The sequence below is a fragment of the Flagellimonas flava genome (assembly GCF_050617915.1).
GTDB classification, from domain to species: Bacteria; Bacteroidota; Bacteroidia; order Flavobacteriales; family Flavobacteriaceae; genus Flagellimonas; species Flagellimonas flava_A.
The window spans coordinates 539,845-559,044 of sequence record NZ_JBODQE010000001.1 but is presented as its reverse complement, the minus strand read 5'-3'; the positions used below and the strand labels follow the sequence as shown (position 1 = coordinate 559,044).

General features: G+C 42.1%; 14 protein-coding genes. 10 read left to right on the top strand and 4 right to left on the bottom strand.

Annotated elements, in window-relative coordinates:
* Positions 1–69: 69 nt before the first annotated feature.
* Together ACRHOZ_RS02550 and ACRHOZ_RS02545 are read left to right on the top strand one after the other, a co-directional pair.
* Positions 70–1,728: a hypothetical protein gene (locus ACRHOZ_RS02550; protein ID WP_431122013.1), complete on the top strand. Its 1,659-nt coding sequence runs from the start codon at positions 70–72 to the stop codon at positions 1,726–1,728.
* A 22-nt stretch (positions 1,729–1,750) separates the two neighbouring features.
* Positions 1,751–3,328, top strand: coding sequence for a PQQ-binding-like beta-propeller repeat protein (locus ACRHOZ_RS02545; protein ID WP_431122012.1), 1,578 nt, complete (start codon positions 1,751–1,753; stop codon positions 3,326–3,328).
* A 37-nt stretch (positions 3,329–3,365) separates the two neighbouring features.
* Here ACRHOZ_RS02545 and ACRHOZ_RS02540 read toward each other — a convergent pair whose 3' ends face one another.
* Positions 3,366–4,019, bottom strand: coding sequence for an HAD family hydrolase (locus tag ACRHOZ_RS02540; RefSeq protein ID WP_431122009.1), 654 nt, complete (start codon positions 4,017–4,019; stop codon positions 3,366–3,368).
* A 172-nt stretch (positions 4,020–4,191) separates the two neighbouring features.
* Between ACRHOZ_RS02540 and ACRHOZ_RS02535 the strand changes: the two genes are divergently transcribed.
* The 4 genes from ACRHOZ_RS02535 to ACRHOZ_RS02520 all read left to right on the top strand — a co-directional run bounded on the left by ACRHOZ_RS02535 (position 4,192) and on the right by ACRHOZ_RS02520 (position 6,914).
* On the top strand, positions 4,192–4,989 hold the full coding sequence (locus tag ACRHOZ_RS02535) for a TIGR00266 family protein (protein WP_420400161.1): 798 nt from the start codon (positions 4,192–4,194) through the stop codon (positions 4,987–4,989).
* Between the two features lie 71 nt (positions 4,990–5,060).
* Positions 5,061–5,714 (top strand): DUF2461 domain-containing protein, encoded by a 654-nt coding sequence (locus ACRHOZ_RS02530; protein WP_431122006.1) that lies wholly within the window; start codon positions 5,061–5,063, stop codon positions 5,712–5,714.
* A gap of 75 nt (positions 5,715–5,789) precedes the next feature.
* On the top strand, positions 5,790–6,374 hold the full coding sequence (gene nudK / locus ACRHOZ_RS02525; protein ID WP_431122004.1) for a GDP-mannose pyrophosphatase NudK: 585 nt from the start codon (positions 5,790–5,792) through the stop codon (positions 6,372–6,374).
* Positions 6,375–6,395: 21 nt separating this feature from the next.
* Positions 6,396–6,914, top strand: coding sequence for a peptide-methionine (S)-S-oxide reductase (locus tag ACRHOZ_RS02520; protein WP_431122002.1), 519 nt, complete (start codon positions 6,396–6,398; stop codon positions 6,912–6,914).
* On the opposite strand, the gene ACRHOZ_RS02515 is transcribed toward ACRHOZ_RS02520, so the two are convergent.
* A complete protein-coding gene (locus ACRHOZ_RS02515) occupies positions 6,889–8,175 on the bottom strand; it encodes a D-alanyl-D-alanine carboxypeptidase (RefSeq protein WP_431121999.1) in 1,287 nt (428 codons plus the stop codon). The two genes, ACRHOZ_RS02520 and ACRHOZ_RS02515, sit on opposite strands and share 26 nt — an antisense overlap.
* Before the next feature lie 117 nt (positions 8,176–8,292).
* On the opposite strand from ACRHOZ_RS02515, the gene ACRHOZ_RS02510 reads away from it, so the two are divergent.
* Positions 8,293–8,490 carry a hypothetical protein gene (locus tag ACRHOZ_RS02510; protein WP_431121997.1) on the top strand — a complete coding sequence of 66 codons (198 nt, stop codon included), beginning with the start codon at positions 8,293–8,295 and terminating at the stop codon, positions 8,488–8,490.
* 76 nt (positions 8,491–8,566) lie between these two features.
* Here ACRHOZ_RS02510 and ACRHOZ_RS02505 read toward each other — a convergent pair whose 3' ends face one another.
* Positions 8,567–9,505: a LysR substrate-binding domain-containing protein gene (locus tag ACRHOZ_RS02505; protein ID WP_431121995.1), complete on the bottom strand. Its 939-nt coding sequence runs from the start codon at positions 9,503–9,505 to the stop codon at positions 8,567–8,569.
* Between the two features lie 165 nt (positions 9,506–9,670).
* Between ACRHOZ_RS02505 and ACRHOZ_RS02500 the strand changes: the two genes are divergently transcribed.
* The 3 genes from ACRHOZ_RS02500 to ACRHOZ_RS02490 all read left to right on the top strand — a co-directional run bounded on the left by ACRHOZ_RS02500 (position 9,671) and on the right by ACRHOZ_RS02490 (position 15,793).
* Entirely contained in the window at positions 9,671–11,527 is a 1,857-nt protein-coding gene (locus tag ACRHOZ_RS02500; RefSeq protein WP_431121993.1) for a sigma 54-interacting transcriptional regulator, read from the top strand.
* A 176-nt stretch (positions 11,528–11,703) separates the two neighbouring features.
* Positions 11,704–12,258 carry an OsmC family protein gene (locus ACRHOZ_RS02495; protein ID WP_420400154.1) on the top strand — a complete coding sequence of 185 codons (555 nt, stop codon included), beginning with the start codon at positions 11,704–11,706 and terminating at the stop codon, positions 12,256–12,258.
* Positions 12,259–12,334: 76 nt separating this feature from the next.
* The gene (locus ACRHOZ_RS02490; protein ID WP_431121991.1) at positions 12,335–15,793 is read left to right on the top strand and encodes a 4Fe-4S binding protein; all 3,459 of its coding nucleotides are present in this window, start codon (positions 12,335–12,337) and stop codon (positions 15,791–15,793) included.
* Here ACRHOZ_RS02490 and ACRHOZ_RS02485 read toward each other — a convergent pair.
* Positions 15,771–19,166, bottom strand: a complete 3,396-nt coding sequence (locus ACRHOZ_RS02485) for an ATP-binding protein (protein WP_431121989.1) — start codon at positions 19,164–19,166, stop codon at positions 15,771–15,773. The two genes, ACRHOZ_RS02490 and ACRHOZ_RS02485, sit on opposite strands and share 23 nt — an antisense overlap.
* Positions 19,167–19,200: the final 34 nt, after the last annotated feature.

Here is a 19,200-nt window from a genome sequence, read left to right as displayed (position 1 = left end):
ACTAGTGGTCAAGCAACCACATCTAATAATATTGGAAAAAAATTGGTCTCGAACCAAACCCATCAGGAAATGGTGTACCTCCACACCAACAAATCCTTATTGTTTACAGGGGAACAGTTATACTATAAAGTATATGCTTTAAAATCTGAATCCAACACCCTTAGCACTTTTAGTAAAATGGCCTATGTGGAATTGATTGGGGAGAATGGGGATATAATTTTCCGCCATAAGATTAGACTGAAGAATGGTGTGGGTCAGGGTGAGTTTTTTATTCCGGTAACTGTACCTTCGGGAAACTATAAACTTATTGGATATACCCAATGGATGAAAAATTTTGGATTGAACCACTTTTATAAAAGTGACATTGGTCTGATCAACCCATTCCAAAGTGATCAGCAGGCCATTGTGCAAAAAATACAGGATTCCATTTCACCATCCATAAAGACAATTGAGCACACAACCCTAAAGGAGAATTTGGAACCCAACCCATTCTTCTCTTTTGAATTGAGCAAAAAAGAATTCAGTACCCGGGAGCGGGGGTTGTTGGTATTGAGGTCGCTCCAAAAAGAAGTACTGAACGGGAGCTACTCGGTTTCCATTCGCAAAATCGATTCTTTGGGAGGGCCAGAGTTGTCTTCAGCCCAGTCGTATGTAAAAAAACACAACTCACAATCTGTTGGGAAAGCAAGTTTAGAAACCCCAAGTCATTTACCGGAACTGAGGGGTGAATTGATTTCAGGAACTATCACTCCCAAGGATCCGGGTTTTGCACTGGAAGAAGAGGAGGTGGCATTATCCATTCCGGGGAAGCAGTTTGTCCTTAAACTAACTAGAACCAATTCCGCTGGGGATTTTTATTTTAATCTAAACCAAGAGTACTTGAACAGCAAGGCACATGTTCAAATTTTGGGCGAGAATAGGGATAAATACGATCTTCAAATCAATGAACAACCTTCTATAGACTATGGAGCCCTACAATTCAACAAGCTACAGATATCACCAAAGATGACGGATTTGATTTTGAAGCGGAGTGTTCATAATCAAGTAGAAAATGCCTTTATCGAATTAAAACAGGATACTGTAGTTCCCATATCACAGACATTACCCATTTATAGAACCTACTCCAAAATATATGATTTGGATGATTATACCCGATTTTCAACGGTTAGGGAGACGGCATCCGAAGTCTTGGAGCATGTATGGGTGTTAAAGCAAAATGATGGGCATGAAGTCCTTAAAGTTAGGAGCGGAGACTATGACATAGCCTCAAATCTTTTGCCCTTGGTGCTGATGGACGGGTTGTTGATACAAAACCATTCGGATGTCATTGATTTTGATGCCAAAAGAATCAAACGAATCCACATCTCTCGGGAAGATTGTGTGGTAAACTCCATTATTTATAATGGAATCATAGCTATGGAAACATTGGAAGGCAGCTTTCCGGAGGAATTCAACAGGGATTACATCAAGGTTGTGGAACTATTTGCTCCTTTGCCTACAAAAAAGTACTTCAACCAAAAATACCATCAAGCCACAAGATCAGACACGGATCAAATCCCCGATTTTAGGGAACAGTTGTTATGGTTGCCCCAAGTGAATTTGGACTCGGACAGCTCCTCTTTGGAATTCTACACCTCGGACGTGTTGGGTACCTATGAAGTATCCTTCGAGGGGTTTACCGCACAGGGAAACCCGATTTCCTGGAAGGAAACCTTTGTGGTCAAATAAAATTTCCTATATAACCTATAATATGATCAAAACTTTATCCCTTGCACTTTCCTTATCCTGCTGCACGATTTTGCAAGCCCAAAAAAGCGATAACTGGCCGCAACCTGCAGGACCCAACGGCAACTGGATGATAAAAACAGAAGCCAAAGTACCCACCGAATTCAGTGTGACCACCGGGAAAAACGTTCTGTGGACAGCGGAATTACCGGAAGGTGGTCAGAGCGGGATAACTGTTTGGGAGGATACCATTTTCTTGACAGTTATGAGCCCCATTTTTGAGGTAAAAGAGGGGCAACCCATAAAAGGAGCGAATGTTTTGGCCTTATGTATAGATGCGAAGGATGGGAAGATCCTTTGGGAAAGGGAGCTGAAAGGGAGTGCCCAAAGTGAATATATGTACGGTTTTAGCGATTCCTCTACCCCGGGGCCAGTAACCGACGGTAAAAATGTTTGGTTCTACAATGCCAGTGGTAATCTAAGCTGCTTTGATTTTAAGGGTAACCTGATTTGGGAAAGAACTTGGAATCCGGTAGAGGAGTTGGACGGGGTACATTTTCCATTCAATAAACAGTTTGAACCCTTTTTAACAAAGGACTTGGTGATAAATATGGAGACCTACTGGAAAAAAGATGGGGAACGGGTTCACGGTTGGAACTACTTATACGGTATAGACAAAAAAACAGGTGAACAACGATGGATATCGGAAGATGGCCTTACGCATTACAATACTCCTATAATGTCCACAACCCTTGAAGGAAAACAAGCAGCTTTAATTGGTAGGGGAGGGCACCATGACGTTCCCGAAACCCCTGTTGGATATTCCCTAATCGACTTGGATAATGGAAATCGGATATGGAAATATGATGCAGATGAAGGTCTCGCCCTGTACAATGCCACTTGGAACGAAGATTACGCAGTCTGGTATACGGAAAAGGAATGTGTGGTTCATTTGGTGGATTCCAAAAGCGGGAAACTTCAACGAAAAGTGTCTTTGACTGCGAATGCAGATGTTAGAATGTATGATACTGCCCAAGGTTCTTATACCCTCCAAAATAACGTGGATATCCAAAAAGATTTGGGAATCAATGTGTTCCCAGCTTGGTTCACCAACATCATTGTGGAGGACAAACTGTACTTTCTTTGTTTCAAATCAGGGAACTATCGCAAGAATATTGGTCCTGATTATACAATGGCCAGGGTAGATTTAAAGTCTGGGAAGGCTGAATATTTGCAGCTTCCGGTGCAAGTGTCATATAAAGGTGGAACCAAATCCTATATCTGGAACCAAGAACTTACTACGGAAACCATTAATAGTAGAGGTTTGGATGTCTCCAATGATAAAAGATCTCGTAGGGATGGTTGGCACTGGAATTTTAATGGCAATCCCATTGTTGTGAACGGGAAGATTTACTTCACCACCATGTTGGGAGTGGTGTACTGCATAGATACAACAACAGATGTTTTTGATGAAAGTGCTTTGATAAGCTTAAATGATTTGGGTCCCAAGGGAAAGTCGTGGTCCGTTAATACACCTTCATATGCTAACGGGAAGCTCTACCATAGAACATTGAAGCAACTCATTTGTATTGGGGAGAAATAATATAGGAACAGAAGTTTGGGCTGGTGTGCTCCATAGGTCAAATTTCAAGGATGTTCTGGTCTAACTCCGTGAAATCTGATATTATGGGATGGTTCCAATGGCTATAATCTCCATTGACTGAATTGACAATTACGATCTTTTCAGCTTTTGAATTTTCCGCCGCGGTAATACCTGATGAGGAATCCTCAAATATAAGGGTCGAATTTGGATGGACTCCGATGGTCTGCATAGCCTTAATGAAAATTTCTGGGTTCGGCTTACTTTTAACGGTACCGTCGCTATAGACAATTTGGGAGAAATCAAAATATTTGGCAAGATTCAAATACTCAAAGTAAAACTCCAGATTATAGAGGTCTGATGCTGTTGCAATCGTATAAGGTATTCCTTTGTCAGCCAAGTATGCTATAAAGTTGACGGCTCCTGGTGCCAACTGCAACTCAGACTTTAAGCAAAGTGTTTGGTAAATATCCTCCTTTTCAACACTTAGTTTTTTAATGTCATCCAGAGTCAACTCTTTGGAAAAGAGATGGGTCAATATTTCTTGATTGTTTTTACCGTGAATTTTTTGATCTTTTTCCTTATCGCTTAACTTTAAGGAATGTTTATCCAAAAAAATATCCCATGCCTGATTGTGAAGATGAGTGTCAAAAAATAAAGTGCCATTAAAATCAAAAATCACCCCCTTAACCATAAATACTGTTTTTAATACTCACTGATGCTGCGTAAATCATTTAAATCGAATAAGTTTTGCCCCATAACAAGTATCGGTGTAACATAATCCAAAATTGAACAACTTATAACATATAGAAGAACAAATCTAGAAGTAAATTTTTCTAACAGACATTTAAATTCAAACCAAAGAGATGAACGCACACGAAATAGATTATGACATTTACGGGGAGGAAATGCAATATGTGGAGATTGAACTTGACCCCCAAGAAGCTGTAGTGGCAGAGGCCGGAAGCTTTATGATGATGGATACTGACATTAAAATGGATACCATTTTTGGAGATGGCTCAGGTCAGGATTCCGGAGTACTTGGGAAACTGTTCTCTGCAGGTAAAAGGTTATTGACAGGCGAAAGTTTGTTTATGACGGCCTTTTTAAATATTGGACAAGGCAAGAAGAAAGTGAGCTTTGCTTCTCCCTATCCGGGAAAAATTTTGCCCATAGACTTATCTGAAAAAGGGGGTAAATTCATTTGTCAAAAAGACGCCTTTTTATGCGCAGCCAAGGGGGTATCCGTCGGAATTGAATTTTCCAAACGACTGGGGCGTGGCTTATTTGGCGGCGAAGGTTTTATCATGCAAAAATTGGAAGGTGATGGATTGGCTTTTGTACATGCAGGTGGAACCATGGCCAAAAAAGAACTGGCTCCTGGGGAGGTACTAAAAGTGGACACTGGATGTATAGTGGGCTTCTCCCACACTGTTGACTATAATATTGAGTTTGTGGGTGGTATTAAGAATACCGTGTTTGGCGGTGAGGGACTTTTCTTTGCCACCTTGCGCGGGCCTGGAACCGTCTATGTGCAATCCCTACCCTTTAGCAGATTGGCCGGAAGAGTATTGGCTTCAATTCCCCGTGGAGGAAAAGACAAAGGGGAAGGAAGCATTTTAGGTGGTCTGGGTGATATTGTGATGGGGGATAATCGGTTCTAGACAGAAGACGCAAGACAAAAGATATTAGACAAGCGCAAAATAGTTTTATTTTAGTCCTTCAATAACTGTGAATGGACTTTTCAGAACTATTCGACTTCCTGACCCAACTTCAAAAAAACAACTCCAAAGAGTGGATGGATGTCAACCGAAAGTGGTATAGAACTTTACGGAATGAATTCGTTGTTTGGTTGGATGATTTGGACTTGACGATGTCGCACTTACATAATGATTATTACCCGACCCCAGGTAAAAAAGGCATCAACCGAATCAACAACAACTTAATGTTCCATCCGCATAAGCCTGTTTATAAAGACCACTTTGGAGCAGGTTTGGACAAAGCGCCCAATACGGCAGATTTTTACATAGAGGTTGGGGAAAAACAATGTTTGTTGGCAGGGGGATTTTGGCGTCCAGACCCTAAAACCCTTCGTAGTATTCGCGATGGGATTGATTACAATGGAGAGGAACTACAGGAGATTTTGGACAGACCAAGTTTTAAGGAACTTTTTGGGAGTTTATACGAGGATGAAAAATTGACCAATGCCCCCAAAGGATTTACAAATGATCATCCACATATTGACCTTCTGCGAAACAAGACCTTTGCCGTGGTGCATGAGATGAAAAGGGAAGAAGTGTTACAGGACGATTTTAAAGAGAAAATTAAAATAGTTTATTTGGAGATGCTCCCCTTTCGCCGATATTTGAACAATGCAGCATCCGTTTAATCTAAAATTTTACTTCCGTGCAACTCGCAACTCGCAACTCGCAACCCGCAACCCGCAACCCATAACCCGTAACCTATGAAAAATGGAACCGTAAGAAACGTGAGCAAAGAATTGCTCTCGGACAATTGGTATATCCTCAACAAGGTCACTTTTGAATACCATCGGGAAGATGGCGCATGGGAAACCCAGATTAGGGAGGCCTATGATCGTGGTAACGGCGCCGTAATATTATTATATAATAAGGAAAAGAAATCGGTGGTATTGACGCGCCAATTTCGAATGCCTACCTATTTGAATGGCAATACCAATGGGATGATGATTGAAGCCTGTGCCGGTATTTTGGAAAAGGGCAATGCGGAACAGACCATCCGAATGGAAGTGGAGGAAGAAACAGGCTACAAGATTGATACAATTGAAAAGGTATTTGAGTCTTATATGTCCCCAGGTTCGGTCACGGAAATTCTGTACTTTTTTATTGGGCAATACCATGAGGAAATGAAAGTAGGCGAGGGTGGCGGCGCTGAAGATGAGACCGAGAACATTGAAGTGTTGGAAATGCCATTTAAGCAGGCTCTTGAAATGATGGGAACTGGTGAAATTCGGGATGCCAAAACCATTATGCTCTTGCAATATGCCCAAATTCATAAGTTATTCGATTAGTAGTTTTACGACCAATTTGGCATGAATATCAAGAAAATTGCCTTGGGAGGGGGGTGTCACTGGTGCACCGAAGCTGTTTTTCAGTCCTTGATGGGTGTGGAAAAAGTGGAACAGGGTTTTGTTTCCCCACAACTTGAATTAAATGCTTTTTCAGAAGCGGTGATTGTCCACTACAATCCAGAGCTGATTCCGTTGAAAGATTTGATAGCCATCCACCTACATACACATAAGAGTACAAGCGATCATTCCTTTCGGAAAAAATACCGATCTGCCATTTACCCTTTTACGCAAGAAGAAATAATCGAATCCAAAACCATCTTGGAAGAGCTACAGCAGGGTTTTGAAGAGAAAATAATAACGAAAGTGTTCCGTTTTGGAAACTTTAAACCCTCCGAAGTCCAGTTTCATGATTATTATTTCAACAACCCCAACAAACCTTTCTGCGAAACCTACATTTCTCCTAAACTGCAACTGCTAATGCAAAAATTCGGAGGATTGGTCAATCGAGAAAAAGTCAATACTTCTCATGAATTGACTTAAGGGTTTCAAAGATATACGTACGGATGTCATGCGATGGTACTCTAAAATGGTTGTTCATAAAACTGAAAATGAATACTGATCCCGATTTGGTCTTGATGTACCCACTAAGGTTGTAATGATTCCCAAAAGAACCGGATTTCGCAAAAATAAAGGGTTGTAGACTTGGGTGCTCCCAAGTGTCCACGGTACCCGTGGCATCCCACATAGGAAAAAGTTGGAACAAACGCTCTTCGGGGATTTCGTTGTGTAATTTTTTCAAAATATGCACCAGGGAATTGGGTGTAAAAAGGTTGTAGCGGGATAGTCCGGAACCATCAACCCATCGCGGCTTGTGAGGCAAGTCGCTCAAATGCTCGTCCAACATTGTATTTATGGCAGTTTTGGTGCTCAAGGTATCCGAGAGGGTAGAGGAGGCCAGCATTAGGATTTGCTCCGCTAAAAAATTGTCGCTTTTATGCATCATCCGTTTGTAAATGGAATCCATGGGAATTCCGTACAAAATTTCCTTGGGCCCTTGCGGAAATTCATCAACCAAAGCAACATCCTTTCCCAAAATATCCTGTAATAACCGCTGGGTGATATCAATATCGATTATAAATGGAACTTCTATGGTGTCTGTGATTCTAGGATTCAGATAAAATTGATTCTGGAACTCTTCCCTTCGGAATTGCGTCTCTTTAATTTGAACGTTATCCGAAAACAATACAGGAGATGCTTTAAATGTTGGAACGTTAAACAAGGTCACCACATTACCATATAATGGAAGTGCACTTTTTTCCGGGGAGAAATAGGTGTCAAAGTCTTCCCAAGCCCAACCAGGCCCATATCTGTCCTCGGAAGCATTATACGGGTGCCAAAGAACGGTGTTGTGTTTCTCAATTAAATCGATGGCGGTACTGTCCTTAAAATACGGGTGAAGCACGCTGGGATCTCCCGTTCCTTCAAAGTATAGGGTATCATTTTGGGAGATGTACTTCAATGTTGGGACTTGCTGTGGTAAAAATTTAGTGCCGGTATAAAGGGTTACAATTTTGGTGTTACTGGCAGGAGTAAAATACCGGTCGCCAAGGTGGTTGTAAACTTCCTTTTGCTTATCGATATTAAAAACAACCAAACTGTGGAAAGAACGGTTAAGCGGTGAAGATTCCAATTTGGATTCAAAAGTTGCAAAACGGGAGGAAGAGCAGCTAACAAGCAAGAAAAAGACTACGAAACTTTTGACTACTAGATAGTTAACTCCTTGATTGTATGAGCGGTACATTTTACGTTTTATCGATTTTAACACGAAATTATTTAATTTTTAACTCAGAGCTCATGCTTTGCTCCGTGTTTTTTTCATAATTTAGGTGGACAACCTTTTAATCCAAATCATAGTTATATGCCAAGAGCAATGTTAGATTACACCAAAACCGTCCTGCAAAAGGTTAGTTTTGATGCTAAGCTATTCGCTAAAGAACTCAAAAAAGCCGTTTCAAGGTTATTACCAAGTGAAATTGAAGAACTTAAAATCTGGTTGCAATATTTTTTATTGGATAAACCAGAATTGCAACCGACGTTACTGTTGATAAAAGCGTAACAAGAAAGAGCCGTTTTATTTGAAACGGCTCTTTCTTTTATTACTACTTTCCAAAATTATTTTGGCCATACATTCCTTATTTGGCCAAAGGACTTATAATTTTAACATCCTGAAAGGCAATGGCCCCTTTTACGATGCTGGAGATTACCTCTTTCAACGCCTCCGTTATTTGAATCTTCAATTCGCTTTTGTGGTAGATCAAACTTATTTCCCTGGCAGGTGATGGATTTCTGAACGGACGCAATTGGTTAATTTTTTTTGAATCCAATTCCAAGGTATTCAAGTAGGGCAACAGTGTCATTCCCATCCCTTCGTCCGAAAGACTCACCAAGGTTTCAAAGCTTCCACTTTCAATTTTAAAATGTTCCTCTTGATGGTTCTTGGGTGTTTTGCAAAGATTGATTACCCCGTCCCTAAAGCAATGGCCATCCTGTAGCAAGAGGATATCATTGACATCCAAATCCTCAGTACCCAATTCTTTATGGCTTGCCAAACGGTGGTTGCTTGGGACATAACCCACAAAAGGTTCGTAATACAACGGGCGTTCCTTTATAAATTCAATTTCAAGGGGCGTGGCCGCTATTCCTGCATCCAAATGCCCATCCAATATATTCCGAATCAAAGCCTCCGTTGGTTGTTCCTTTATAATCAGGTTGACCTTGGGATATTTCTTGATAAAAGTATTCAGGAACATGGGAAGCAAAGTGGGCATAACCGTCGGTATAATTCCAATGGTATAATCCCCACCTATAAAACCTTTGTCCTGATCAACGATATCCTTGATGCGTTCGGCTTCAGCCACAATGTTTTTGGCCTGGGCCACAATTTTTTGGCCTACTTCGGTGATGGTTATGGGTTTTTTGCCCCGATCAAATATCAAAATGTCCAATTCGTCCTCCAATTTCTGAACCTGCATGCTCAGCGTAGGTTGGGTAACATAACTCTTTTCGGCAGCAAGGGTGAAATTTTTATGTTCGGCAACTGCCAGGACATATTGCAATTGGGTAATGGTCATTAATATAAGTTTTAGATATAAATGTATAAAAAACCATCAGTAATATTTATACTATAAAACTATAAAATGGGAGTTCCATCAAATTCAGTTGGGAACCATGGACAAGTATTTGTCTTTGGATTCAAAACCGTATATTTAATTGGTACCTAACCAGCCAATTACAGCATGACCGATTCAGATCTAAATCAACAGCAATGGGTGGATTTCCTAAAGCAAGTGACTTTCTTTTCAGAAGTTGGGAAGTCCTCGTTGCAACAGCTCTGCAAACATCTCCAAAAGGAACATTTTGATGCTCATGACTGCATTATCCAAAAGGGTGATGTTGGTGATGCCATGTATGTTATTTACGAGGGCAAGGTAAAAGTACATGACAAGGATCACCTATATATTACACTATCTCAATCTGAATGTTTTGGTGAGTATGCCCTTATTGATGATGAGCCTCGTTCTGCTTCGGTAACGGCAATGGAGGAAACCACCCTTTTAAAACTTGGGACCGCTCATTTTGTGGAATTGATAACTGCAGATAGAGGATTTGCCCAGGGGATTTTGTCCGTTTTGATCAAAAGACACAGGGAACTTGATATTATTCAAGAGCGGTTGACGGTGTCCAAACGGGATTTGGAACTGGCCAATTCCAAGATGATGGGTTTGATCAATGGTGCCATGGATGCCATAATCATGTTCGATAGCAACTTTAGGATTTTGGTCGCCAATGCGTCAGCTAAGGAAATTCTTGAAAATGAGGATGTCATCCAGAGAAACATTCTGTTTTTTATGGACGAGGAAAGCGCGCATCTGCTGGAAAAATTGGTAACAGAGGATTTGGATGGTGAAGGGAAAAGTATGAATACCTATCTGCCCAAGGTCGTCAAGGTGATTGGCTCCAAGGAAACAACAACCCTCAATGAAGGCACTATAAGTAGATACGGTAACGAAAAAAAATCGTTCTACACCCTTATCCTTAGAAACATAGATGAGCGATTACAGGCGGAAAACAAAATCAATTCCTTGAAGAACCAGACCCAGTATTTACAGGAAGAAATCAAGGAACTGACCAGTGGCTACGGCATCATAGCCAAGCACCGATCAATGAAAAAAGTACTGGACTTGATAGAACGGGTGGCACAAACGGGAGCCACTGTTTTGATTCAAGGTGAGACAGGAACAGGGAAGGAGTTGGTGGCCAGGGCCATCCACATGGCCAGTGATCGCCATGAAAAACCCTTGATAAGGATCAATTGCGGAGCCATCCCTGAAAATCTAATAGAAAGTGAACTTTTTGGTCACGAAAAAGGTGCATTTACCGGAGCTACTGCCAGTAGAAAGGGTAGATTCCTTTTAGCGGATAAGGGCACCATCTTTTTGGATGAGATAGGGGAGTTGCCACTTGCCCTCCAACCCAAACTGCTAAGAGTGATCCAGGAAGGTGAATTTGATCCCGTGGGAAGCTCGGATACGGTCAAGGTGGATGTACGGATTATAGCCGCAACCCATAGAGACTTATTGCAATTCTCCAAGGAAGGGAAATTTAGGGAGGATTTGTTCTATCGGCTCAATGTGTTTCCCATTCAAATTCCAGCATTGCGGGATAGGGGGTCGGATGTCTGTTTAATCGCCAATCAGATCATGGGGCAATACAGCGGGAAGCTCAATAAAGAGATCAATCTGCTTACCAAAGAAGAGGAGCAGCTTTTTCTCAATTATTCGTGGCCCGGAAATGTTAGGGAGTTGCAGAATCTGGTAGAACGCGCCATTATAGTTTCCCAGAATGGGCAGGTAGATTGGGAGAGTATCATCCCAAATACTTTGAAAGAGCAAGTCATGGAGCAGAGCACTGAGGTGGACTACATTTTTACATCGCAAGAATGGGTGACCATGGAAAAGGAAAATATTTTAAGGGCTTTACGGAAAACCAACTGGAAAATATCGGGCGAAAAGGGCGCTGCAGTTTTACTTGGATTGCCTCCAACCACCCTAACTTCAAAAATTAAGGCACTGGGTATAACAAGACCGGTGTAAATTCACGAGATTTCATAATTATACTAACGATATTTCGTTAATTTACGAAATATCGCCACATAAATCTTTTTAAGAAACCTATGTAATCATCTGATAATAAGATTATTATGTTTTTTGGCACGCCAGATGCATCTTCTATGGCAAATGCGAAATAATTAATCTTAAAAACAAAAAAAATGATTACAACAGCAAACATTAAAAACGGAGTAAACGTAGATCAATTGGTAGAAACCATCAATCACGTTCAAGAAGATCCATCATTGGCCAAATTTGAGTTTAGAGCCAAAACCAATTGGATTGAGGGAGGTCACTGTGTGACCAGCATCAAAGATTACTATGGTGTAGGTAGTGAGCACACGGAGAGAAGCAAGGATTCTTTCACCATGGAAGCCGATCACGTAGAGGTACTTTTGGGTCAGGATAAAGCACCCAACCCTGCCGAAACTGTATTGCATGCTTTGGGATCCTGTCTTACAGGAGCCATGGTTTACCATGCCGCTGCCCAAGGAATTGATATTGAAGGTATGGAGTCCTCTTTAAATGGAGGTTGCGACCTTCACGGATTCTTGGGACTTGATCCTGAGGTTAGAAAAGGATTCAACGGAATCACCGTAAAATTCAAAGTGAAATCTGATGCTTCTGAAGAGCAACTACGAGCACTTTCACAATTCTCGCCTGTGTTTGACATGCTTACTAACCCAACTCCGGTTTCTATCGAGTTTGAAAAGTAAGATTGAAATAAGCCGCCCAAACGGGCGGCTTATTCACCTTGCATAATCCAATCGCCTTCCTAGTCATCTGTCTCCCATGAAAGCACAACAATACATCATCGTAAATGGAAATCAAGCTGCAGCACATGTGGCTTATCGGATTAACGAGGTATGTGCCATTTATCCTATCACACCAGCTTCGGAAATGTCCGAATTGGCGGAAGCTTGGAGTGCAGATGAACAAGAGAATATTTTTGGAGGCGTTCCATCCATCATTGAAATGCAAAGCGAGGGTGGAGTAGCGGGTGCCATGCACGGGGCGTTACAAACTGGAGCACTTTCCACAACTTTTACGGCATCACAAGGGCTTTTGCTGATGATGCCCAATATGTACAAAATTGCGGGTGAACTTACACCCAATGTCATCCATGTGGCCACAAGATCAGTGGCTACACACGCTTTATCGGTTTTTGGAGATCACAGCGATATCATGGCAGTCCGTAATACGGGATATGCCTTTTTAGGGTCGGCATCTGTACAGGAAGCAATGGACTTTGCCTTGATTTCACAAGCTGCAACCTTGGCTTCAAGAATTCCTTTTGTTCATTTTTTTGATGGGTTTAGAACCTCCCATGAAACTTCCAGAATTGAAAAGGTCAATGATCATGTGATTCATGCCATGGTCAACAACGAACTCATTAAAGCTCATAAGAAAAGAGCGCTCAGCCCTAACAATCCATTTGTGAGGGGAACTTCGCAAGGGCCAGATGTTTTCTTTCAAAGTAGGGAAGCTGCCAATCCTTATTACAATGCTTGCCCACAAATCGTTCAGGATCAAATGGATGATTTTGCAAAACTTACTGGAAGACATTATCGCTTATTTGATTACGTGGGACATCCTAACGCGGAACAAGTGGTTGTCTCCATGGCATCTGCAACGGAAACCTTGGAAGAAACCATTAACCAGCTTAATGAGCAAGGGGAAAAAATAGGATTGGTAAAGGTGCGTCTTTTCAGACCTTTTAGCACCAAACACTTGATTCAGAGCCTTCCTGATAGTTGCAAGGCCATTGCCGTTCTCGACCGCACCAAGGAATCAGGTGCTACTGGGGAACCGCTGTTTTTGGATGTGCTTCAGTCCGTGGTTCAATCCTTGGGAACCAAATTTAAAATACTTCCAAAAGTGGTTGGCGGACGTTATGGTCTTAGTTCCAAGGAATTTACACCATCCATGGTCAAAGCCATCTTCGATAACTTAAAACAAGAAGAACCAAAAAACAATTTCACGGTTGGAATAAAGGATGATGTTACCCAGACGAGTCTTCCGATTAAGGAAGAGTTGCAAATCCTGGGAAAGTATTATCAAGCTTTGTTTTATGAAACCAAGAATGCGGATACGCAACGGCACTTTAATGCTGGAATAAGCTTGTTGGGCAGCTGTACAGATGCTAATGTTCAGGGATACACTGAACGTGATTATAAAAAATCCAGTTCTAGAAGTGTTTCCAATTTACGGATTTCAAAACATCAAATTAAAGCTCCCTACCTTATCCAAGGTGCTGATTTTGTTGCCTGTGATTCGGTTCAATTTCTAAAATCAGATAATGCCTTGAAGCGGATAGCACATGAAGGAACCTTGCTTGTGAATTCCGAGCTTTCACCAGAGGCCTTTTGGGCCGAACTCCCTTTCAAAATTCAACACCATATCCAACAGAAGAATGTTGACCTATATCTGGTTAACCTAAAAGCAATACCTGCCAGCTTTATGGTAAATGGATATACCATCTCCACGCTGCATGCGTGTCACCTTACCATGAAAAAAGACTTTCCCAATAGCTTATTTTCAATAGAACTGAAGGAGAGTATTGCCCTAGTGGATACCACCGAAAACACGACTAAAGAAGGAACATTTTTACATGAAGATGAAGCATTTGCCAATACACTTTTAGGCAGCCTTTTGGCGGGACGTGGGAATGAGATTCCAACAAGTATGTTACCTGTGGATGGGATTTACGAAAGCGGAACATCAAACTATATAACTAGAAACTCCAAAGAAGGAATCCCTGTATGGGATACAGACCTTTGTACACAATGTGGAGCCTGCAGCATGGCCTGTCCACAAGGGGCATTGCGGATAAAAGCTTATGAAGTTGACCATTTACAAGGGGCACCTGAAAAATTTAAATCCATTCCATTTTTGGAGGAATTGGAAGGGATGGATTTGCTTAACTACACCGTTCAGGTTAATCCCGAACAATGTACATCCTGCAACAATTGCGTGGATGCCTGTCCTGCAAAGGCTTTGGTTGTGAATAGTAGTCCTTCCAAAACAGAAACTGAAAGAAAAAATTGGGAATTTTTCAGCAAGCTCGAAGAAATGAATCGCACGAAAATCGATGTGGCCAAAGTTTCACAACAACAATTGCAAGAACCTTTGTTCAAATACCCTATGGGAGTGGATGGATGTGGGGAGGCCCCTTATCTGAAACTGTTGTCCCAGTTATTTGGAGATCGTATGTTAGTGGCCAATGCAACTGGAGCAAGTTCTATTTTTGGCGGAGCTTTGCCAACCACACCTTGGTCCAAAAATGCAGCGGGCAGGGGACCTGCCTGGTCCAACTCCTTGTTTGAGGACAACGCAGAATTTGGGTTGGGCTTTCGTTTGTCCTTGGACTATCAGGAAAAACAGGCCAAAAATTTACTTCTTAAGTTGGGGGATGTTATTGATTCCGAATTAGTGGATTCGATATTGGGAGCATCGCAAAATACAGAGGCTGAAATCCTTCAGCAAAGACAGCGGGTAGAGAAACTAAGAAAACTATTATCTCCATTGGAACAATCCGAGGCAGGAGCGCTTTTGGAATTGCTGGACAGTTTGGTTAAACAAAGCGTATGGATTGTTGGTGGGGACGGATGGGCGTATGATATTGGTTACGGTGGATTGGATCATGTGTTGGCATCAGGCAAAAATGTAAACATTTTGGTCCTGGACAACGAGGTTTATTCCAATACAGGAGGGCAAATGTCCAAGGCAACACCCTTCGGAGCTTCCGCTAAGTTCGCGGCAAAAGGTAAGCTCAAACAAAAGAAAGACCTGGGTATGTTGGCCATGGGCTACGAAGATGTATATGTAGCTTCCGTGGCAATTGGTGCAAATCAGGAACAGACTTTAAAAGCATTCTTGGAAGCGGAGCAACACGATGGTCCGTCAATAATTCTGGCGTATTGCCACAGCCCTGCTCACGGCATTGATATGCGCCACCCATCCCAATACCATAAAGCAGCAGTGGATTCCGGTCAATGGTTGCTGTATAGGAACAATCCTAATAGAACAGCGGTTGGATTAAGTACTTTGGAATTGGATTCTGGGGAACCTTCCATCGCCATTACTGATTATTTGAGGATGGAAGGGCGATTTGATGTGCAATTTGAAATGCATCCAACCCATTGGGAAAGCTTTATACAAGAAGCTCAGCGGGCAGTAGATGAAAGATATCTAATTTATCGAGCGAAAGAGTGTAGGGAGCCTATGCTTATTTCTCATCCATTACCGTAGTTGATTGCCAGTTGCCTGGAGCTCCAGAAATGGCATAGATGCTGGCTTTGTTCTGAAAATACTGGACTACGGAGTCGTTCGGGTTTTTGGATAATACTGCCTCAAAAGCTTCGGTGGCTTCTTCAAACTTTTGGTCAAAGAATAGTTTGACTCCTTTTTTATAGTCTTTGAGGGTCTCCAGTTTCAGGGAGATACTGGAAATACTATCCCCATCTATGCACTCGTAAATACCCATCGCTTTTTGCTTGCCCTTGACCTTTACTTTGCCTAAATACCTGAAATTAAAGCCGCTGGAATCCTTCATGGATTTTAGACAACTTTCACTAATGATGATGTTGGCACCATAGTGCTTGGTGACCCCTTCTACTCGGGCACCACTGTTTACAGTGTCCGCAATTACGGCAGGGTCGTTTCTTTTGGAGTCCCCAATAATGCCCATGACCAAGGGGCCTGAGTGCAACCCCATACCAACCGTGAGTGGCTGGTAACCCTTTTCTTCAACTCTTCTCTTGTTGTAAAGCGCCAGTGTTCGTTGCATTTCAATAGCGGCGTCCAGTGCATTCTCTGCATTTTCTGGGAAGAGCGCCATAATACCATCGCCCAAATACTGATTGACAAAACCACGGTTCTCCTTAATTATTGGCCCCATTCGTCCAACGTACGCATTTACGAATTTGAAATTTTGTTCAGGAGTCATAGTTTCCGCCAAAGGGGTATAATCCCTAATATCACTAAACAGCACCGTTACATTCTTTTCTATGTGGTCGCCGAGTTTTACATCCGTAATGGATTCTTTTCCAACGGAGTGGACAAATTCCATGGGTACAAATTTGGAAGTGGCACGATGGATGGTATTGAGATTGATATGCGTTTTAATGCGACTTAGCAGTTCATTTTTGGAAAACGGTTTGGTCAAGTAATCGTTGGCTCCTGCATCAAATCCTGTGACTAACTCATTAACCCGATTTTTGGCAGTCAGCAGAATAATGGGCAGTTCACTTGCAGGAAAACCCTCCCTGATTTTCTTGCAGACCTCATATCCAGACATGCTTGGCATCATTACATCCAGAAGAACAAGGTTAAATGGAGTTTCGGATTCCATGGCTTTCAAAGCCTCTTTACCGGAACTTACTTCTACCACGGTGTATCCGGCCACGGTCAAATGGTTCTCCAGGACTCGTCGGTTCACAGGCTCGTCATCCACCACAAGAATTCTTAGGGATTCATGGTTGGAATCGGGCTGTATTGATTTTACATGCTCCTCTTCTTTATAACTATTCAAGTTCTGAACAAAATCCAAGGTGGACTTGTTTTTCTTTTTTAGCTCCTTCCGCTTGGTTTTGCTCAATGGCAGCGTAAAGGTAAAAATGGAACCCTTGCCTAGTTCAGAGGTTGCTTGAATGGTGCCTCCGTGAAGTTCCACCAATTGTTTGGTGACCGAGAGACCCAGACCTGTACCGCCATACTCCCTCTGGGTAGAACCATCACCTTGCTCAAAGGAGTTGAAAATGGTCTCTAGCTTGTCCTCGGGAATTCCAATTCCTGTATCGGAAACGATGATGGATAGCATCTCCTTTTTGGTTTCCGCCAGTAGGGTGATATATCCCTTTGGGGTAAACTTGATGGCGTTGCCAATGAGGTTGTGCAAGATTTGCTGTAATCGATTTTCGTCCGCATCAACCAAGGGAATTTCTTTGGGAATGGAATTAATGAGTTTTATTTTTTTGTCTTGGAGCAAGGGTTGGGACAACTGCAAAACAATATTGGAGATTGCATGTACATCCACAGGGCGCAAGGCAAGCTCCAAATCCTGGTTCTTTAGTTTGGAAAAATCCAAAATATCGTTCACCAAATGGGACAATCTTCTGCCACTATTGGCAATCATATCCAGGTTATCCATGGCAGTTTTTGGAAGCTTTCCCGCAATCCCATCCTTTAAGGATTCCGTGAGCCCAATGATACCAACCAATGGGGTACGCAATTCATGGGAGGTATTGGCAAGGAACTCGTCCTTGAGTTTGTCAATTTTTTGAAGTTCCGAAACGCGTTGTTTTTCTATTTCGGTTCTTTTCCGTTCTTCCTCAATGACTCTTTTCTTTTCCTGGTCTGCCTGCTTAACGCGCTGCGCATGTCTATAGCGGTTAAAAACAAACAAGAGCACCAAAAAGCCCGCTACGGAAATACCGATGACAATATTTCTTAAAGTGGTCTGCTGTTTGAGTTTGAGGTCGCTGATTTCCGCATCCTTTTCCAAAGCTGCAATGGCATCTTGCTTCTTCTCCGTATCAAACCGTACTTGTAGTTCCTCTATTTGTTTGGATTTTTCGGTATTGAACAGACTGTCCTTGACCGTGACATATTTGTTTCTAAAATTCAAGGCGTTTTGATAGTCTCCCTTTTCTTCATAGAGCTGGGACAGTAGGCCATAGTTTTTCTGAAGCTGGGCCTTGGCTCCCATTTCTTCAGCGATCTGAACGGAAGTAAGCAGACTTTCCTCTGCGGTATTAAATCTTCGGAGCGCTATGTTGACCGCCCCGATCTGCGTATGGCTTTCGGAAAGACCCATACGTTGTCCCAGTTTTTCACGAAGTGCCAGCGCTCTATTGTGATACTCCAAGGACTTGTTGTATTCCTTCTGAAAGGCAAAGACCTTGCCCAAAGCTTCATAATCATAGGCCATGCCCCACTCACTGTTGGTCTCTTGATCCAGAGCCAAGGCTCGATTTAAGTATTCCACGGCAAGGGGATATTCCTTGGACTGCATATGGGTATCCCCAATGTTAAAGAGACAGTTGGCCATTTCCGTTTTGTCTCCCAAGTTTGTAAAGATGTCCAAAGCCTCTTGGTAAGATTGCATGGCTTCGGCCTTTTTGCCTGTATTCTTAAGAATTTCGCCAATGGCATTAAGAATAGTGGCTATGCTAAATGGGTCATCATGTTCTTCATATATTTTTAAGATGTCATAGTATATTTCCAGGCTTTTCTCTGCGTTGCCCAAATCATCTAGAATTATAGCCTTTTGATACAACCCATTTGCCAACTCAAAAGGTTTATCTGTCCTACGTTTATAGTCTAGATATTTATCTATATAGTCCAATGCAAGGTTGTAATCTCCGTTTTGCCTTGCCAATACGGCATATTGGTAATAAGCGAGATAGATACCCCATTCTATCCTTGCTTTGGTGCTAATGGTGTGAAAACTGTCGATGTGTTTTTTGGCGAGATCGGCGTTGCCACGATTATTGATGTATTCCCAAGAGATGTTTTTTAAGATCCCGATTCGGGCAGAATCTGAGACCGCTGATGGATAGAGGCGTTGTAAGCTATCAATAACACTTTGTTGTCCTTGTAGCCCAAATGCTAGAAGGAACAATACCACGGTTATGGAACTGTATTTTTTGATGATT